The sequence below is a fragment of the Xanthomonas sp. LMG 12460 genome, assembly GCF_009192895.1.
In the GTDB taxonomy this organism is placed as follows: Bacteria; Pseudomonadota; Gammaproteobacteria; order Xanthomonadales; family Xanthomonadaceae; genus Xanthomonas_A; species Xanthomonas_A sontii.
Map to the genome: position 1 here is coordinate 90,008 of NZ_NKUH01000011.1, position 19,347 is coordinate 109,354.

12 protein-coding genes are annotated in these 19,347 nt (G+C 68.3%); 8 read left to right on the plus strand and 4 right to left on the minus strand.

Annotated features, from left to right (window positions below):
* Nucleotides 1-225 precede the first annotated feature (225 nt).
* Complete coding sequence (locus CEK66_RS02705; protein ID WP_152235862.1) at nt 226-3,360, plus strand: ligand-binding sensor domain-containing diguanylate cyclase; 3,135 nt, start codon at nt 226-228, stop codon at nt 3,358-3,360.
* A gap of 19 nt (nt 3,361-3,379) precedes the next feature.
* Here the strand turns inward: CEK66_RS02705 and CEK66_RS02710 are convergent, their stop codons facing one another.
* From CEK66_RS02710 to CEK66_RS02720, 3 genes are read right to left on the minus strand one after another with little or no spacing between them, the layout of a single operon-like run.
* Complete coding sequence (locus CEK66_RS02710; protein ID WP_193312545.1) at nt 3,380-4,462, minus strand: ABC transporter substrate-binding protein; 1,083 nt, start codon at nt 4,460-4,462, stop codon at nt 3,380-3,382.
* Nucleotides 4,459-5,847 (minus strand): sensor histidine kinase, encoded by a 1,389-nt coding sequence (locus tag CEK66_RS02715; protein WP_152235863.1) that lies wholly within the window; start codon nt 5,845-5,847, stop codon nt 4,459-4,461. The genes CEK66_RS02710 and CEK66_RS02715 overlap by 4 nt, the downstream gene beginning before the upstream one ends.
* Entirely contained in the window at nt 5,840-6,544 is a 705-nt protein-coding gene (locus tag CEK66_RS02720) for a response regulator transcription factor (protein ID WP_152235864.1), read from the minus strand. Before CEK66_RS02720 ends, CEK66_RS02715 begins: the two co-directional genes overlap by 8 nt.
* 222 nt (nt 6,545-6,766) lie before the next feature.
* Here CEK66_RS02720 and CEK66_RS02725 point away from each other — a divergent pair, with 222 nt between their 5' ends.
* The 4 genes from CEK66_RS02725 (at nt 6,767) to CEK66_RS02740 (ending at nt 11,533) form a co-directional block, all read left to right on the plus strand.
* Nucleotides 6,767-7,957, plus strand: coding sequence for a porin (locus CEK66_RS02725; protein ID WP_152235865.1), 1,191 nt, complete (start codon nt 6,767-6,769; stop codon nt 7,955-7,957).
* Between the two features lie 132 nt (nt 7,958-8,089).
* Nucleotides 8,090-9,415: a CitMHS family transporter gene (locus CEK66_RS02730; RefSeq protein WP_152235866.1), complete on the plus strand. Its 1,326-nt coding sequence runs from the start codon at nt 8,090-8,092 to the stop codon at nt 9,413-9,415.
* Between the two features lie 130 nt (nt 9,416-9,545).
* Nucleotides 9,546-10,286, plus strand: a complete 741-nt coding sequence (gene phbB, locus CEK66_RS02735; protein ID WP_010344527.1) for an acetoacetyl-CoA reductase — start codon at nt 9,546-9,548, stop codon at nt 10,284-10,286.
* A gap of 215 nt (nt 10,287-10,501) precedes the next feature.
* The gene (locus CEK66_RS02740) at nt 10,502-11,533 is read left to right on the plus strand and encodes a LacI family DNA-binding transcriptional regulator (RefSeq protein ID WP_152235867.1); all 1,032 of its coding nucleotides are present in this window, start codon (nt 10,502-10,504) and stop codon (nt 11,531-11,533) included.
* Nucleotides 11,534-11,661: 128 nt separating this feature from the next.
* Here CEK66_RS02740 and CEK66_RS02745 read toward each other — a convergent pair whose 3' ends face one another.
* On the minus strand, nt 11,662-13,008 hold the full coding sequence (locus CEK66_RS02745; protein ID WP_152235875.1) for an MFS transporter: 1,347 nt from the start codon (nt 13,006-13,008) through the stop codon (nt 11,662-11,664).
* Nucleotides 13,009-13,307: 299 nt separating this feature from the next.
* Here CEK66_RS02745 and CEK66_RS02750 point away from each other — a divergent pair, with 299 nt between their 5' ends.
* The 3 genes from CEK66_RS02750 to CEK66_RS02760 all read left to right on the plus strand — a co-directional run bounded on the left by CEK66_RS02750 (nt 13,308) and on the right by CEK66_RS02760 (nt 18,965).
* The gene (locus CEK66_RS02750; RefSeq protein ID WP_152235868.1) at nt 13,308-15,767 is read left to right on the plus strand and encodes a TonB-dependent receptor; all 2,460 of its coding nucleotides are present in this window, start codon (nt 13,308-13,310) and stop codon (nt 15,765-15,767) included.
* Nucleotides 15,768-15,814: 47 nt separating this feature from the next.
* The gene (locus tag CEK66_RS02755; RefSeq protein WP_193312546.1) at nt 15,815-17,734 is read left to right on the plus strand and encodes an alpha-amylase family glycosyl hydrolase; all 1,920 of its coding nucleotides are present in this window, start codon (nt 15,815-15,817) and stop codon (nt 17,732-17,734) included.
* Nucleotides 17,735-18,152: 418 nt separating this feature from the next.
* Nucleotides 18,153-18,965: a sel1 repeat family protein gene (locus CEK66_RS02760; protein ID WP_152235869.1), complete on the plus strand. Its 813-nt coding sequence runs from the start codon at nt 18,153-18,155 to the stop codon at nt 18,963-18,965.
* Nucleotides 18,966-19,347: the final 382 nt, after the last annotated feature.

Below are 19,347 nucleotides of genomic sequence, written 5' to 3' on the forward strand. Positions count from 1 at the left end.
CGCAGGACCCGCAGTGTACGTGCGTGGCCGCTGGATGCCGAGTGCGCGAGACCCGATCGGGCGGCGGCGGGTTGCCCGAGACCGGCGTGCCGGGTGCCTGCGGAGAAACTCGTGCAGGACGCCGCGCACAACACCGCCACGCCGCGCATTGGCGCTCCGCAGCGCGCAGCAAGGCGTCCTCGGCCGCGCATTCAAGGCCGGCCCCACCATGGCCGATAACACGGCGTGATCGTCTCGTTCTCCAATCTGCTGGGCCGCCTGCCGCTGGCCGCGTCCTGCCTCATCGTGTGCCTGGCGCTCGCGCCGGACGTGTCCGCGGCCGCCACCGCAAGCGACGACGACCTGCCCAGCAGCCTGGAGCACTTCGGCCTGGACGAGGGCCTGTCGCAGCTGTCGATCAACGCCCTGCAGAGCGACGACCAGGGCTTCCTGTGGGTCGGCACGCAGGAAGGTCTGAACCGCTTCGACGGGCATCTGTTCCGCGCCTACCGGCGCGAACTCGGCAGCGACAGCCGGCAGAGCCTGCTCAGCAGCAGCATCGACAGCATCGCCTTCGAGCCGCGCGGCACCCGCCTGTGGCTGGGCACCAACGACGCCGGCCTGGAAGTGATCGAGCTGGCCACCTGGCAACACCACCGTCTCGACGCGAAGCAGGGCCTGTCGCACAACCGCGTCACCCAGATCCTGATCGATCCGCAGGGCGGCGCATGGCTGGGCACCGAACGCGGCATGGACCGGGTCGAGGCCGACCTGCAGCGGGCGCGCCCGCTGGGCGGCGATGCGCCGGTGGTGGGCCTGACCTGGATGCCGGACGGCAAGCAACCAGTGGCACTGGACCGGCAATGCCGGCTGTGGAGGCTGGGCCGCGACGCGCGCGAGGAACTGCCGGCACCGCGCGGCATCGACGAATGCGTAGGCCTGCAGTCCGGCCCGGAAGGGCTGTGGCTGGCGTCGGCGAGCGGCGGCCTGTTCCAGCTCGATGCGCAGGGCGCGGTGCTGGCGCACTGGACGCCAGCGCAGTTGGCCACCGGCGGCAGCGACCTCAGCGCGCTGATCCGGCTGCACGACGGCCGCGTGCTGGTCGGCACCACCAATGCCACGGTGACGCAACTGGACAGCGCGCAGCATGCGCCGCAGCGGCTGAGCTTCGACATGCCGCCCAACAGCGCCATCATCCGTTTCTACCAGGCGCCCGACGGCACCTGGTGGATCGGCACCTACACCGGCGGGCTGTACCGGGTGCGTCCGTTGTCGGCGGTGATCCGCAACGACGAGGAGCGCGTCAGCGACACCCATGCGTGGCCCAGCAGCAGCGTGCGCAGCATCTGGCGCGACGGCGAGCGCATGCTGATCGGCACCGACCAGGGCCTGCTGCTGCGCGACAGCAGCCGTGCCCCCTGGCAGCTGGTGCCCGGGCTGGCCAGCCAGGCGATCCGCAGCATCGCCGCCGACCGCGACGGCTGGTGGCTGGGCACGCGCCAGGGGCTGTGGCGCCTGGACCGCAACGGCACATTGCGGCGCCTGGGCGGGCTGGCCGACGAGCACGTCAACGATCTGCTGCTGGAAGGCGACACGCTATGGGTGGCCACCCGCCGCGGCCTGACCCGCGTGGTCGATGGGCGCGTGCGCAACGATCCGCGCTGGACACCCCTGAACGGGCACACCCTGACCCGGGTCTACCGCGACAGCGAAGACACGCTGTGGATCGGCTGCAACGACTGCGGCGTGTGGCGCATGCGCAGCGGCCGTCCCGCCGAGTCCTACCGCCCGCGCGGCAGCACCCTGTACCCGTCGGTGTGGTCGCTGTGCGAACACGACGGCGTGCTGTGGGTGGGCACCTTCTCCGGCGGGCTGTACCGCATCGACCTCAAGCGCGACGTGGCGCTGCGCTACAGCGACCGCGAGGGGCTCAGCAGCAACGTCATCTACACGATCCTGCCGGATCCGCAGGGGCGGCTGTGGCTCAGCACCAACAACGGCCTGAGCGTGCTGGATCCGCGCACGCGCATCGTGCAGAGCCTGGGCCGCCGCGACGGCCTGCAGAACCAGGAGTACAACAGCGGCCGCGGCTACCGCGACGCGCACGGCCTGCTGTATTTCGGCGGCACCCAGGGCGTGGACGTGATCGATCCCACGCGCCTGCCGCTGCGCAGCCCGCAGGCGCGCGCAGTACTCACCGACCTGCGCATCCTCAATGCCGGCGAGGACCGCGACGGCAGCGAGAACCAGACCGAGAACGACGTGGTCTACGCGCAGCGCATCTCCCTGGACCACCGCGACAACGTGTTCACCATCGGCATGACCGCGATCGACTTCGCCGCGCCCGGCACCGCGCGCCTGCGCTACCGCGTCGACGGGCTGCAGAAGGGCTGGGTATACCCGCAGACCGCGCACAGCGACTTCTCGGTCAGCCACCTGCCACCGGACCGCTACACGCTGGTGGTGGAAGCGGCCGGGCGCGACGGCCAGTTCGGTGGCGCGCGGCGGCTGCAGATCCAGGTGCTGCCGCCGCCGTGGCGGCATCCGCTGGCCTACGCCGGCTACGTCGTGCTCGGCCTGGCGCTGCTCGGCCTGGCGCTGCAGCGGGTGCGGCACACGGTCAACCGCGAGCGCGACATGGTGGAACTGCTCAACCTGACCGTGGCCGAGCGCACCCGCCAGCTCGAACGCGCCAACCAGCAGTTGCTGCAGAGCAATGCGCGCCTGCAGGCGGCCACACGCCTGGATCCGCTGACCCAGGTCGCCAACCGCCGCGAGCTGCAGGACTGGCTGGCGCGCGAATGCCCGGCCCTGCTGGCGGCGCTGGACGAAGGCGGCAGTGCCGATGCGCTGTACTTCTTCATGATCGACGTGGACAACTTCAAGCGCATCAACGACGACTACGGCCACCAGGCCGGCGACGCCGCGCTGGTGCACTGCGCCGATCGCCTGCGCGGACTGTGCGGCGAACGCGACCTGCTGGTGCGCTGGGGCGGCGAGGAGTTCCTGCTGGTCACCCGCCTGCCGCGCGAAGACGTCGCCAGCGACCTGGCCGAACGCCTGCGTGCGGCGGTGGCGACGCAGCGCTTCGCGCTGGCCGAGCGCGAACTGACCCTGACCTGCTCCATCGGCTTCGCGCCGTGGCCGTTCGTCGCCGCATGGCCGGCGCTGGGCGACTGGGAACAGAGCGTGGGCCTGGCCGACCGTTGCCTCTACGCCGCCAAGGGCGCCGGCAAGGACGCCTGGGTGGGACTGGCCCCGGGCGCGGCGCCGGACCGGCCGCGCCTGCACGCGCTGCTGGCCGGCGGCGCACCGGAAGAACTGGGCGACAGCGTACGCGTGCTGTGTTCGCCCGGCCGCCAGCCGCGCTTCGCGCGCTGAGCGACGCCGGCGCGGCGGCTCAGCGCGGCGGTGCCTGCTGCATGCTGCTGCGCCAGGCGTCCAGGAACTGACGTCGCTTCAGCGCATCCAGGTACACCAGCAACCCGGGCCCGAGCGCGATCGGGCGGAACGCCGACGCAGCGGCCGGCCCGCCCTGCGCCGCCACGCCCGGCTGCGGCAGAATCGGCTGCAGCCGCGCCTCGCGCGACAGCCCCTGCTGCCCGCGCGGCGACAGCAGGTAATCCAGGAAACGACGCGCCTCGGCCGCGTGTGGGCTGTCGCGTGGGATCACCGCGGTGCGCAGCGCGACCAGGGTGTAGTCCTCCGGCTGCACGATCGCCAGCGGCGCGCCGGCATCGATGCGCGCCTGCGCGTACGAACCCAGCACGTTGTAGGCCAGCAGCAGGTCGCCGCGCGCGACCTTGTCCAGCAGCACGCCGGTGCGTTCTTCCAGCACCACCTGGTTGTCGCCCATCGCCGCCAGCAACGCGCCGGCCATGCTGCCGAGTTGGCTGTCCTGGGTCGCGAACAGGTAGCCCACGCCGCTGCGCTCCACGTCGTAGGTGCCGATACGCCCACGCAGCGGCGAGCCCGGCGCGCGCAGCAGTTCCAGCAGCCGGCGGCGGGTGCGCGGCACCTGCGCGGCCGGCAGCCGCGCCGTGTTGTAGACGATCGCCACCGGCTCGTAGCTGATGCCGAAGACCTCGTGCCGCCACTGCGCCCACGCCGGCAGCGCCTCGGTCTGCGGCGAGCGGTGCGCCAGTGCGTGACCGTCGTTCACCAGCTTGGTCTGCAGATCCATGCTGGCGCTGATCAGCAGATCGGCGCAGCGCGGGCCAGGGCCTGGATGCAGGTAGCGCCGGTAGATATCGCCGGCGATCACGTCCTGGTACACCACCTCGGTCTGCGGATGCAGGCGCTGGTAGTCGCCGATCACCGCGGCGAACACCTCGATGTCGGTCGAACCTTGGATGCACAGTTGCGCGGTGGCCGTGCCCTGCGCCGGGAAGCGGCGCACGTCGCCGGGCGCGGCCAGTGCGGCATTGGCAAGCAGCGCGGTCAGCAGCAGCGGCAGACCGCGCAGCAGTGCGGGCAGGATCATGGATGCAACCTCGGCAGATGCAGGCTGGCGATCAGGCCGCCGCCCACGCGATTGGACAGGTCGATGCGCCCGCCATGGGCCTCGACCACGCGCTTGACGATCGCCAGGCCCAGCCCGGCGCCGCCGGCGGCCGCACCCTCGCCGCGCACGAAACGTTCGAACACGCGTTCGGCTTCGGCGGCGGCGATGCCCGGGCCATGGTCGGCCACGGTCACCACGCAATCGCGCGCGCTGCAGGTCAGCGCCACCTGCAGCGGGCCATCGCCGCCGTACTTGCAGGCATTGTCGATCAGATTCTTGATCGCCTCGCGCAACAGCAGCGCATCGCCGCGCACCAGCGCCGGTTCGCTGGCGACGGCCAGTTGCACGCGTGGCCGCGGCGCGGCCTGCGGCACGGCCTCGTGCAGCGCCTGGTGCAACACCTCGGCCAGGTCGACGCTGGCGTAGCGCTGCAGGTTGGAACGGTGGATCACGCTGGCGTCGCTGAGCAACTGGTTGAGCAGGCGGCTCATGTGCGTGGCATTGCGCTCGATCGCCTCCAGGCTGCGACGCATCTCGTGCGGGTCGTCCTCGTCCAGCGCCAGTTGCGCCTGCGCACGCAGTGCCGCCAGCGGCGTGCGCATCTGGTGCGCGGCCTCGGCCATGAACGCACGCAGGGTCTCGTTGCTGCCGGCCAGGCGCGCCATGAAGCGGTTCAGCGCCGCCACCATCTGCTGCATCTCCTGCGGCGCCGTCGCGGCCACCGGCTTCAGTTCGGACGGTTCGCGCCGCGACAGTTCGCGCTCCAGCATCCGCAGCGGCCGCAGCGCACGCGATACACCAAGCCAGACCAGCGCCAAGGCCAGCAGCGACAACAGCGCGATCGCCACCAGCGCGTGCAGCACCACGTCCTGCGCCAGCGCCTCGCGGGCGCGCCGGGTCTGCCCCACCTGCACCCACACCTGGTCCTGCGCCGCCGCCGAGGACACCCGCCGCGACACCACCGCGAAGCGCACCGGCTCGCCGCTGTAGACCGCATCGAACAAGCGCGGCGGCGCGCTGGCGCGCGGCAGCGACGGCGCCGCCGGCAGGTCGTCGTAGCCGGTGATGGTGCGCCCGCGCGCATCGAACACGCGGTAGAACACCCGGTCCTCCGGCGCCATCGCCAGCAGGTCCAGCGCGGCATAGGGCAGGTCCACCTGCCACTGACCGCCGGCCAGCGCCACCGAGTCGACGATGGACAGCGCCGAGGACACCAGCAGGTGGTCGTAGGAGCGGTTGGCGGCACGCTGGCCGTAGTCGCGGGCGACGAAGAACAGCGCCACCGCGCCGAGCAGCGACAGCGCGCCCAGGTAACGCAGCAGCGTGCGCCGGATCGATGGCGCCGGCGGCGCGGCCTCAGCCATCGGCGTCCGCTGCCGCCGGGTCCGGCGGCGACGCGGCCGCCTCCAGCTTGTAGCCGACGCCGCGCACGGTGACGATGCGCAGCGGCGCGGCGGCCAGCTTCTTGCGCAAGCGCCCGACGTACAGTTCGATCGCGTTCGGCCCGGCCTCGTCGTCGAAGCCGAACAGGCCGTTGCCGATCTCGTCCTTGCCCACCACCTGGCCGAGCCGGCCGATCAGGATCTCCAGCAGCCGGTACTCGCGGTTGGGCAATTCGATCGGCATGCCGTCCAGGCTGACGCTGTGTGCGGCGTTGTCGAAGGCGAAACCGCCGAGCTGCACCACCTCGCTGGCCTGGCCGCGATTGCGCCGCAGCAGCACCCGGCAGCGCGCCTCGAACTCGCGAAAGTCGAACGGCTTGCCCAGGTAATCGTCGGCGCCCACGTCCAGCGCCTGCACCCGATCCTCGATGCCATCGCGCGCGGTCAGCATCAGCACCGGCGTGGTATCGCCGCGCTCGCGCAGACCGGCCAGCACGCGCAGCCCATCCAGCCCGGGCAGGCCGATGTCCAGCACCACCAGATCGAAGCGCTGGTAGCGCAGCACCCCGGCCGCACTCAGCCCATCGCGCTGCCAATCCACCGCATGCCCGCTGCGGCGCATGCGCCGCACGATCGCATCGGCGAGATCGGCGTTGTCTTCTACCAGGAGCAGGCGCATTGGAGGCCGGGAATGGTGAATCGGGAATGGGGAATGGAAACAGCAACGGCAGAAGCCTAGCGCATCCAGGAACGTGCTTTTTCGATTACCCATTCTCGATTCCCGATTCCCCACCGCCGACAGGTCGTTGACAGCTACCTCCGACTAGGCTGCGTCCATGCCGGTCCGCGGCCGTTGCGGGCGGACCGATCCAATCGCTGCGACACGCACCTGGGAGGGGACGTGGAACTGAAGACTCTGACATGGGGCAGCGCCTGCGCGTTGCTGTGCCTGGCCGGATCGGCGCACGCCGCCAGCGACGACGACGGCCCAGTGACCGCCGAACTCGGCGGGCGCCTGCACTGGGATTTCGCCCACTTCGACAACGACAATCGCGGCACGCCCAATCCCGACGACACCGAGATCCGCCGGCTGTGGCTGGACGTGTCCGGCAAGGTCTTCGGCTTCGGCTACAAGGTCGAAGGCGATTTCGCCGGGCTGCAGGACGACTTCAACGGCAAGGGCATCGAGGCCAAGGACGTCTACCTCACCCGCAAATTCGATGCCGGCACGCTCACTGTGGGCCAGTTCAAGCAGTACTTCACGCTCGACGACCGCACCGGCTCCAACTTCGGCCAGTTCCTGGAGCGCAGCGGCGCAGCCAGTACGCTGGCGCCGCTGTACCGCAAGGCGGTGTCGTGGCAGGCCGCGGGCACCGACTACACCTGGGCGGCCAGCGTCTACAGCCTGCAGAGCATCGACGTCTCCAACGTCCGCGGCCAAGCGTTCGGCGGCCGCGGCACCTGGGCGCCGGGCGCGCGCGACGGCGACGTGCTGCACCTGGGCCTGTCGCTGGCGCACGAGCACTACGACCATCCCGGTGCCGGCGGCGCGCCGGCGCTGAGCATCCGCCCGCGCCCGGCCGGGCACCTGTCCGACGACAGCCGCGTCACCCTGGCGCGCTTCGCCGACGGCCGCGACACCGACGTGGACAAGTGGTCGCTGGAATACGCGCAGGTGCGCGGGCCGCTGTCGTGGCAAGGCGAGTTCAGCGGCGGGTTGTTCGACGACGGCGCGCAGCGCGCCGACGTGATGGCGGCCTATGGCTTCGTCAGCTGGTTCGCCACCGGCGAATCGCGCCGCTACGACAGCAAGACCGGCCGCTTCACCCGCATCAAGCAGGTCAACCACAAATATGGCGCCTTCGAACTGGCGCTGCGCTACGACCGCATGTGGGGCGCGCAGCACCGCGACGGGCAGCCCGATCTGCTCGACGCGTCCACCGCATCGTGGACGCTGGCCGGCAACTGGTACATCAAACCGAACCTGCGGCTGATGCTCAACCTGATCGACAGCCGCAACCGCGATCACCTGGCCGGCGTGACGCTGGACCATACGCGGGCGATCACCGGGCGCTTTCAGTATGACTTCTGAAGGCCGGGACCCGGGACCGGGGACCCGGGCCCCGGAAAAGCGCAGCGCTGCCGCCAAGGCTCTACCGATCTTCGTTCTCCGAGTCCCGGGTCCCCGGTCCCGGGTTCCGGCTTTTCATCAAAAGGAACTTCCATGCTGACCGCGCTCGGTTTCGGAATGGTCATTACCTTCATGTACCTGATCATGAGCAAGCGGCTGTCGCCGCTGGTCGCGCTGATCATCGTCCCGATCGCGTTCGCGCTGGCCGGCGGCTTCGGCACCGGCATCAACGAGATGATGCTGGAGGGGATCAAGAAGATCGCGCCCACCGGCGTCATGCTGATGTTCGCGATCCTGTACTTCGGGGTGATGATCGACGCCGGCCTGTTCGATCCGCTGGTGCGGCGCATCCTGCGCCTGGTCAAGGGCGACCCGATGAAGATCGTGGTCGGCACCGCGGTGCTGGCGCTGCTGATCTCGCTCGACGGCGACGGCTCCACCACCTACATGATCACCGTCTCGGCGATGCTGCCGCTGTACCGGCGGCTGGGCATGAACGCGCTGAACATGACCTGCGTGACCATCCTCGCCGGCGGGGTGATGAACCTGACGCCGTGGGGCGGCCCGACCGCACGCGCGGCCACCGCGCTGCACGTGGACCCGGCCGACGTGTTCGTGCCGCTGGTGCCGGCGATGGCGCTGGCGATCGTCGGCATCCTGCTGCTGGCCTGGTACCTGGGTATGAAGGAACGCCGCCGCCTCGGCGTGGTGACGCTGCCCGGCGATGCCTGGATGGACGGCAGCGTGGCCGACGACGGCGAGGCGCTGCCCACCGTGGAAGACGCCGAGGACATCAAGCGGCCGCGGCTGCTGTGGGTGAACCTTGCGCTGACCCTGGCGCTGATGGCGGCGCTGGTGATCGGCGTGCTGCCGATGCCGGTGCTGTTCATGATCGGCTTCGCCCTGGCGCTGCTGATCAACTACCCGAACCTGGCCGAGCAGCGCCGGCGCCTGGTCAACCATGCCGGCAACGTGCTGTCGGTGGTGTCGCTGATCTTCGCCGCGGGCGTGTTCACCGGCATCCTCTCCAACACCGGCATGGTCGAGGCGATGTCGCGCAGCTTCCTGGCGGTGATCCCCGACGCATGGGGGCCGTACCTGGCGGTGATCACCGCACTGGCGAGCATGCCCTTCACCTTCTTCATGTCCAACGACGCCTTCTACTTCGGCGTGCTGCCGATCCTGTCCGACGCCGCCAGCCACTACGGCATCACCCCGGTGGAAATGGCCCGCGCCTCGCTGGCCGGGCAGCCGGTGCACCTGCTCAGCCCACTGGTGCCCTCCACCTACCTGCTGGTCGGCCTGGCCAAGGTCGACTTCGCCGACCACCAGCGCTTCACCCTGAAGTGGGCGGTGTTGATTTCCCTCTTGCTGATGGCGGGCAGCCTGCTGTTTGCGCTGTATCCGGTGGCGCGGTGAAGCCGGGACCCGGGACCCGGGACCCGGAAGAGCTCAGCGCAGTGACTAAAGCTTTACCGACTTCCGTTCTCCGGGTCCCGGGTCCCCGGTCCCGAGTCCCGGCGTTCCCCACCTGCCACGGAGCATCTTCATGACACTAAGAATCGCCTACGTCACCAGCGGCATGGGCAGCATCGGCACCGCGATCTGCCAGAAGCTGGCGCGCAACGGCCATACCGTGGTCGCCGGGTGCGGGCCGGACTCGCCGCGCAAGTCGGCGTGGCTGCGCGAGCAACGCGAGCTGGGTTTCGACTTCATCGCCTCCGAGGGCAACGCCACCGACTGGGATTCGACGGTGGCCGCGTTCGCCAAGGTCAAGGCCGAGGTCGGCGAGATCGACGTGCTGGTCAACAACGCCGGCGGCAGCCGCGACATGCTGTTCCGGCAGATGGGCCGCGAGGACTGGCAGGCGGTGATCGCCAGCAACCTGCATGCGCTGTTCAACATCACCAAGCAGGTGGTGGACGGCATGACCGCGCGCGGCTGGGGCCGTATCGTCAACATCGGCGCGGTCAGCGCGCAGAAGGGTCAGATCGGGCAGATCAACTACGCCACCGCCAAGGCGGCGATGCAGGGCTTCAGCCGCGCGCTGGCGCAGGAAGTGGCCTCGCGCGGCGTCACCGTCAACACGGTGTCACCCGGCTACATCGCCAGCGCGGCGATCAGCGGCTTCCCGCCGGACGTGCTCGATCGTCTCGCCAGTTCGGTGCCGCTGCGCCGGCTCGGCAAGCCCGAGGAAGTGGCGGCGCTGTGCGCCTGGCTGGCCTCGGACGAGGCCGCCTACGTCACCGGCGCCGACTACGCGGTCAACGGCGGCCTGCACATGGCCTAGCGCCTCGCCTGCCCCGCATGGCGCCACGGTTGCGCGTGCATGCAGCGGAGACGCGGGACGTGGACCTGCGCTCGACCGCGGCGGATGCGCCCGCGCGCAGCCGCCGGATTCGGCAGGCAGGCACGCCGCGGCACTGCAGCCGCGGCGTGCAAAGCGCCGCGACGCCCGCCTGGCATACACTGCCGGTTCCGCTTCGTCCGTCGCGCCCGCTCCGCATGTCCGACAAACCCGAACCCGGCGCGCCCGCCGCGCGCCTGCAGATGGCCGACATCGCGCGCATGGCCGGCGTCTCCGAATCCACGGTGTCGCGTGCGCTGGCCGACAACCCGGTGGTCGCCGAACGCACCCGCGCCTATATCAAGCAACTCGCCCGCGACGCCGGCTACCGGGTCGATCCGGTCGCGCGCAGCCTGCGCTCGCGCCGCTCCAACATCGTCTGCGTGGCGGTGCCGCTGATGCACGCGCACGAGCAGCCGCTGTCGGACCCGTTCATGATGACCATGCTGGCGCTGCTGGCCGACGCGCTGACCGCGCGCGGCTACAGCATGCTGCTGTCCAAGCTGGACCAGCACCAGGACCACTGGGTCGAGGACCTGGCACGCAACAGCCGCGCCGACGGCGTCATCATGCTCGGCCAGAGCCACGAGCACGCCTCGCTCGACGCCGCCGCGCGCGGCGGCCTGCCGATGCTGGTGTGGGGCAGCCGCATCGACGGCCAGGCCTATGCCAGCGTGGGCAGCGACAACCTGCGCGGCGGCGAACTGGCCACCGCACACCTGATCGAACATGGCCGCCGGCGCATCGCCTTCCTCGGCGACGAGCAGTTGCCGGAAGTGGCGCCGCGCTTCGCCGGCTACCGGCGCATGCTCGACGCGCACGGCCTGACGTTCGACCCGCGGCTGCACGCGCGCAGCCACTTCCTCAGCGAGGACGCCTACCGCCTGACCCGCGCGATGCTGAAGAAGACCGATCCGCCGGATGCGGTGTTTGCCGCCTCCGACGTGATCGCCCTGGGCGCGATCCGCGCCCTCATCGAAGCCGGCCACCGCGTGCCGCAGGACATCGCCCTGGTCGGCTTCGACGACATCCCCCTGGCCGCCTACAGCCAGCCACCGCTGACCACCGTGCGCCAGGACCTGGCCCAGGCCGCCACCCTGCTGGTGGACGGCGTGCTGAACCTGATCGCCGGCACGCCGGTGGAATCGGTGGAGCTGCCGGTGAGTCTGGTCGTGCGGGAGTCGGCCTGAGGGCTGGGAATGGGGAGTCGGGAATAGGGAATCGGAAAAGCGTTGGTCGCGCGCTGACGCTGAGTCAGCTGGCCTAGGGCTCTACATTCGAATTAGGGAGTTGGGGAGATCGGTCAGCACGCGGAGTTTCAGCGCACGATGCCGCGCTTTTCCGATTCCCCATTCCCGGTTCCCCATTCCCGACGCTTCACCAACACCATCGCCACCGCGGCCGCCAGCATCAGCGCGCCGGCCAGGCGAATGACGTTGCGCGGGTCGCCCTGCAGCAGGCGGTCGTAGTACAGCGGCAGGGTCACGATCTGGATCAGCATCGGCAGCACGATGAACAGGTTGAACAAGCCCATGTACACGCCGGTGCGCTCGGGCGGGATGCTGTTGGCCAGCATCAGGTAGGGATTGCCCATCATGCTGGCCCAGGCCAGGCCGATGCCGAGCATCGGCAGCAGCAACAGCCAGCGGTCGTGGATCGACGGCAGCACGCACATGCCGATGCCGGCGGCGACCAGGCAGGCGGCGTGGGTGGCCTTGGGGCCGAACCTCCGTGCCACCGGCACCATCGCGAACGCGGCCAGGAAGGCGACGAAGTTGTAGAAGCCGCCGATCTGCCCGTTGACCAGGCCGGCCTCGCGGAAGCCGTGCGAATCGGCCGCGGTGGTGCCGAACAGCGTGGTCGACAGCGACAGCACGATGTACTGCCAGTAGCAGAACATCGCATACCACTGGAACAGCATCACCGGCGCCATCTGCCGCATCGTCGGCGGCATCTGCCGCACCGCGTCGACGATCTCGCGCAACGTCGCCAGCGGCCCGGACGCGGCGCTGCGCAAGCGCTGCAGCTCCGCCGCCGGCAGCACCGGCTCGCGCACGCTGCGCGCGGTGAGCAGGATCGAGGCGGCAGAGAAGCCCGCACCGATCGCGAACGCGGCGATGGTGACGTAGGGAATGTGGTGGGCGTTGGCCGCGTCCTGGTTCATGCCCAGCCACACCAGCAACGGCGGAGTGACGTAGGCCAGGGTCTGGCCGAGGCCGGTGAACGCGCTCTGGGTCAGGTAGCCCAGCGGCCGCTGCGGCGGCGCCAGCACGTCGCTGACCAGCGCGCGGTACGGCTCCATCGCCACGTTGTTGGCCGCATCCAGCATCCACAGCAGCGCCACCGCCATCCACAGCGCCACGCTGAAGGGCATGGTCAGCAGGCACAGACTGCACACCAGCGCGCCCACCACCATGTACGGCATGCGCCGGCCCCAGCGGGTCACGGTACGGTCGCTGAGCACGCCGACCACCGGTTGCAGCACCAGCCCGGTGATGGGGCCGGCCAGCCACAGGTAGGGCAGGTTGGCGTGGTCGGCGCCCAGGTAGTTGTAGATCGGGCTCATGTTGCTCTGCTGCAGGCCGAAGCTGTACTGCACGCCGAAGAAACCGGCGTTGAGCGCCAGCACGCGCGAGAGCGGAAGCAGGGGACGATCGGAACGCATCAGCATCGGCATCGGCCTGGGCGGGGCGGGCACGCGGGAGGCGTGCCGCAGCGACGGAGCGGAGTGTCGCTGCGCCTGCAATCGTTTGTAACGCTGCGTTGCACCATGCAGAATGCCTCGAATTCTCAGCGAGAAGGTTGGCGTAAGCGCCACAGGTGGATTTGCTGCACTGCAAATTGCAATCGATTGCGGGCGGCCGTATCTGTACGCCGCCGCACCCACCAACCGCGCCGCGCCCTGCCCGTTCCGGCAGCGGCGCGCCGCCACCCACTGCACCACTCGCTTCGGGAGAGACAGCGATGCATCACCCTTCGATCCGCCTGCAGACCCTGGCCCTGGCCGTCGCCGCGGCGCTGTCCGCACCGGCTGCGCTCGCGCAACAGGCCACGCCCGCCGCTGCCGACGCCCCGGCGGCGCAGGGCGACGTGGTCAGCCTGGACTCGGTCTTCGTCACCGGCACCGCCACGCCCAAGAGCAAGCTCAAGTCCAGCGTCTCGGTGAGCACGGTCGGCGCCGAGGCGATCGAACAGTCGGCGCCGCGCAGCACCGCCGAGATCTTCCGCAACATCCCCGGCATCCGCTCCGAATCCAGCGGCGGCGAAGGCAATGCCAACATCGCCGTGCGCGGCCTGCCGGTCGCCTCCGGCGGCGCCAAGTTCCTGCAGTTGCAGGAAGACGGGCTGCCGGTGCTGGAATTCGGCGACATCGCCTTCGGCAATGCCGACATCTTCCTGCGCGCCGACTACAGCCTGGAGCGCATCGAGGCGATCCGCGGCGGTTCGGCCTCCACCTTCGCCAGCAACTCGCCCGGCGGCATCATCAACTTCATCAGCAAGACCGGCGACACCGCCGGCGGCAGCGTCGGCCTCACCCGCGGCCTGGGCGGCTACGACAACACCCGCCTGGACTTCGACTACGGCGCGCCGTTCGCCGAGCACTGGCAGTTCAACGTCGGCGGCTTCTACCGCCGCGGCGACGGCGTGCGCGATGCCGGCTACACCACCGACAAGGGCGGCCAGCTCAAGGCCAACCTGACCCGGCTGTTCGACAACGGCTACGTGCGCGTCTACGCCAAGTACCTCAACGACCGCGCCGCCGGCTACCTGCCGGTGCCGACCCGGGTCAGCGGCAGCGACAAGTCGCCGCACTTCGGCAGCATCGACGGTTTCGATCCCGGCACCGACACGCTGTACAGCCCGTACTTCCGCAGCAGCGCCACCCTCGATGGCGGCAACAAACCCTCGAGGGTGGAACTGGGCGACGGCATGCACCCGCTGTCGCGCGCGTTCGGCGCCGAGGCGCAGTTCGACATCGGCGGCGGCTGGACCCTGACCGACAAGTTCCGCATCGCCGATACCTCCGGCCGCTTCGTTTCGCCGTTCCCGGCGCAAGTCGCCGATGCCGGCGCGCTGGCGGCGAGCATCGGCGGCGCCGGCGCCGGCCTGCGCTACGTCGACGGCCCGAACGCCGGCCAGGCCTACACCGGGCTGGCGCTGCGCACGCATCTGTTCAACGTGCACCTCAACGACCTGGGCAACGCGGTCAACGACCTCAGTCTGGCGCGCGACTTCGGCAGCGGCGACGGCGGCAATCTCAACCTCAAGGCCGGCTGGTACACCTCGCGGCAGACCATCGACGTGGACTGGACCTGGAACTCCTACGTGCAGTCGCTGGGGCACCGCCCGCGGCTGCTGGACGTGGTCGCCGCCGACGGCAGCCTGCGCTCGCAGGACGGCCTGTACGCCTACGGCGTGCCGTACTGGGGGCTGGACAACACCCGCCACTACGACGTGCGTTACGACATCAACGCGCCGTACCTGGCGCTGAGCTGGGACCAGGGCCCGCTGAGCGTGGACGGCAGCCTGCGCTACGACATGGGCCGCGCGCGCGGCAACACCGCCGGCGGCCTGCTGGCCAACAACGTCGACGTGAACGGCGACGGCGTGATCGAGGCGCCGGAGCAACGCGTGGCGACCATCGACTACGGCAACCGCAAGCCGGTGCGCTACGACTGGAACTACCTGTCGTATTCGTTCGGCGGCAACTACATGCTCAACGACGACCTGGCCGCGTTCGCGCGCTACAGCCGCGGCGCCCGCGCCAACGCCGACCGCCTGCTGTTCGGCGTGATCCGCGACGACGGCTCGGTGTCCTCCAACGAGGCGGTGAACGTGGTCAAGCAACTGGAAGGCGGCCTGAAGTGGCGCAACGGCGGCTTGAGCCTGTTCGCCACGGCGTTCGCCGCGCGCACGCAAGAGCAGAACTACGAAGCCACCACCCAGCGCTTCTTCGACCGCACCTACAAGGCGCACGGCCTGGAACTGGAAGCCGCGTACCGTACCGGCGGCTTCACCCTCAACGGCGGCCTGACCTGGACCGACGCCACCATCGACAAGGACCAGATCACACCGGCCAATGCCGGCAACACCCCGCGTCGGCAGGCGCGCTTCGTCTGGCAGCTGACGCCGAGCTACCGCGGCGAGCGCTACCAGGTCGGGGTCAACGCGATCGGCACCACGTCGGCCTACACCCAGGACAGCAACCAGCTGAAGATGCCTGGCTACACCCAGGTCAACCTGTTCGGCGACTACCGCATCACCGATGCGCTGACCGTCTCGCTCAACGTCAACAACCTGTTCAACACCTTCGGCCTGACCGAAGCGGAGGAAGCGTCGATCGCCGACGCGGCTTCCGGCGTGATCCGCGCGCGCTCGATCCCGGGCCGCACTTCCAGCATCAGCCTGCGTTACGACTTCTGACGAGGACCGCACATCCGCGCCCCGCCCGGGGCGCGGCCAAGCCCCCCATGACCGCACCCGCTCCTTCCGCACTGTCCGCGCTCGCCCACACCCTGTGGCAGGCGCATCTGCAACCGGACGCCGCCGACGCGGTGCTGCGACGCCTGCAGCGCCACGGCGAACGCCTGCTCGCCCCGTTGCATGCGCTGTACGGCGCGCATCCGGCGTTCGCGCACTGGTTGCCGCAGTGGCTGACGCAATTGGCGGCCACCGCCAACGCGCGGCCGTCGGCGCTGCGCCAGCTCGATGCCGAGCGCGCGCCCGACTGGTTCGCCACCCCGGCGATGCTCGGCTACAGCGCCTATGTCGACCGCTTCGCCGGCACCTTGCATGGCGTCGGCGAACGCGTGCCCTACCTGCAGGAACTGGGCGTTCGCTACCTGCACCTGCTGCCGTTCCTGCGCGCGCGCGCCGGCGACAACGACGGCGGCTTCGCGGTCAGCGACTACGGCCAGGTCGAACCGCGGCTCGGCGACACCGACGATCTGGCGGCGCTGACTGCGCGGCTGCGTGCGGCCGGGATCAGTCTGTGCGCCGACTTCGTGCTCAACCACACCGCCGACGATCACCCCTGGGCGCTGGCGGCCAAGCGCGGCGATGCGCGGCATCTGGACTACTACCACCATTTCCCCGACCGCAGCGCACCGGACGCCTACGAGCGCACCCTGGGCCAGGTGTTCCCGCACACCGCCCCGGGCAACTTCACCTGGGTGCAGGAAGCCGACGCCTGGCTGTGGACCACGTTCTACCCCTACCAATGGGATCTGGACTGGAGCAATCCGGCGGTGTTCGGCGAGATGGCGCTGGCGCTGCTGCGCCTGGCCAACCTGGGCGTGGAGGTGTTCCGCCTGGATTCCACCGCCTACCTGTGGAAGCGCCCGGGCACCGACTGCATGAACCAGCCGGAGGCGCACACGATCCTGCAGGCGCTGCGCGCACTCACCGACATCCTGGCCCCGGCGGTGCTGCTGAAGGCCGAGGCGATCGTGCCGATGGCGCAGTTGCCGCCGTATTTCGGCGAAGGCGCCTCGCGCGGCCACGAATGCCACCTGGCCTACCACAGCACGCTGATGGCGGCCGGCTGGGTGGCCCTGGCCGAGCAGCGCGGCGACATCGTGCAGGCCGCGATCGCACACACGCCGGCGCTGCCGCCGGCCTGCGGCTGGCTCAGCTACGTACGCTGCCATGACGACATCGGCTGGAACGTACTGCAGCGCGAAGCCGCCGGTGGCGATGGCGTGGCGCCGTTCGCGCTGGCGCGCATCGCCCAGTTCTACGCCGGCGACACAGCGGACAGCTACGCGCGCGGCGAAGCCTTCCAGAGCAGCGGCGATGGAGTGCACGGCAGCAACGGCATGAGCGCGGCCCTGACCGGTATCGCCGCCGCGCTGGCCGACGACGACGCGGAAGCGCTGGAGTTAGGCGTGCGCCGCCTGGTGTTGCTGTACGCGGTGGCGCTGGCGATGCCGGGCATCCCGCTGTTGTACATGGGCGACGAACTGGCCCTGGGCAACGACAAGGCCTACCGCAACGATCCACTGCGCGGCCACGAAGGCCGTTGGCTGCACCGCCCGGTCATGGACTGGGCGCACGCGGCGCAACGCCACGACCCCGACAGCCTGCCCGGCCAGGTCTACACCCGCCTGCGCGGATTGATCGCCGCGCGTGCCGCGACTGCGGCACTGGCCGCCGACCAGCCGTTGCGTGCGGTGCCACTGGGCAATCCCGCCCTGCTCGGGCTGGCGCGCGGCGAGGCGTTCGTGGCGGTGTACAACTTCAGTGCGGAGCCGGTTGCGGTGGAGGTCGCCGATGCGCTTGGAGCAGGCGACTGGCACGCCATCGCCGATGGCGGCAACGATCCGGCAACGCTAATGCATTGGGATGGCATCCTGCCGGCGTACGGTCTGCGCTGGTGGCGGCGCGGCTGAGCCACGGTCTTTCAGAAATCGGGCCACATCGTCCGATGAGCCCATACTCAAGGTAGAGCGAGGGGCGGGTGCTTGAAATTGCAAATTTCAGGTGCGATGCTGGGTCTTAATCAAGCCGAGTATCGGCACTGCTCGTCAAGGACTGGTGGCAGATATGAAAATCCAAGCATTGGAGGCTTATCTACGATATCCGATTGTTTGCAATCTTTCACGGGCCTTGCACAGATGCGGCCTGACGCCGCTGCAAGAACAAATTCCATCGAAGCGCAAAGTGCTTCGTCGGTATTGCAAGACAACACATTCGGGGCCGCATTGAGTCAGCGCCCAATTAACCAAGGCATTGCTTGTGCGCCCCACGGAAGGCCGGGAAATAAAAATATGCGTCTAACGAAACGACTGAAGATATGGTGAAATCAGGATGAAGAAAAGATATTACTTGCCCACTGCATTTGCGATTATAGCAATCCTGATCTTTACCGCCAATATAGACAGAAAAATCACAAAAACAGAAGATCCAATAAAAACCACACTTGTCAAACCACCCCCCCCCCTCCCTTCAAAGATATCGCAGCAAATTTCGGAAACTCAATTTCCGGAAGGGAACATTATGGATATCGCCCCCGCACTGAGAGCCAAAGCTGAAAGCGGAGACGCTAAATCAGCGCTTGCACTTTATCTAAAACTTTCATTGTGCCAAAGCGCACTACACACCCAAGTCTCTACTGATGAAATAAAAGCATATGCAGCAGCAGGCATCAGTCCAGAGCGGTTTGCGGAAAATATAGAAAAACGCATATCCCAATGCATCGGAGTATCAGATAAAGATCTTTCTAGCAGGGGCGAATGGCTCGAAGAAGCGGCCATACATGGAGATCTACAAGCAAAATTACTATACGCCAGTGATCCGGAGGCCATCTTAGGCGACTCGACCGATATGTTACGCAACCCTGAAAAGGTAATTGACTACAAGAAAAAGGCGGTTAGGTTTCTATCTGAAGCAGCATCTACTGGAAGCCCTGAAGGATTAATGAAAATGGGCGACGCCTATAATGACGGAATCCTCTTACCAAAGGATCCGGTTAAAGCCTATGCATTTTACCGCACCACTCAGATGACAACACCAAGCATCCTTTCAACCACCCTATCACAAATGGAGCTAGAACTAACACCAGCGCAAATATCCGATGGCAAAAAAGAAGCCATATCTATATATAAAAATTGCTGTGCCTGAGCTTAAAAAATAATCCACCCAAGGAACTTTGACATGGATAGAAGTCTCGCAAGAATAATTATTTTTGTCTTCTCAATCTTCCCAATTTCTATACTGGCCATGGCAGCGATTTATGGCCCATACCATGAGATCATTTATCTTGGAACGCCAGAACCAGGACCTACGCAGAGTACACTCTCAAAAAATACATGCACCCACTGCCTAACTCCCCAGCAGTAACTGTCGGCCCTGGCGACAAAGTAATACTTTGTAATGGAAGCGCCTGCGTTACCTATACCAGGACCAACAACGGATGGTTGGGAGGTCCCCCAATCCAACAACAGGTGGTTGATGGTGGCGGTGGCGGTAATGGCGGCGGCGGCGGTGACGGCGGTGGTGGTGG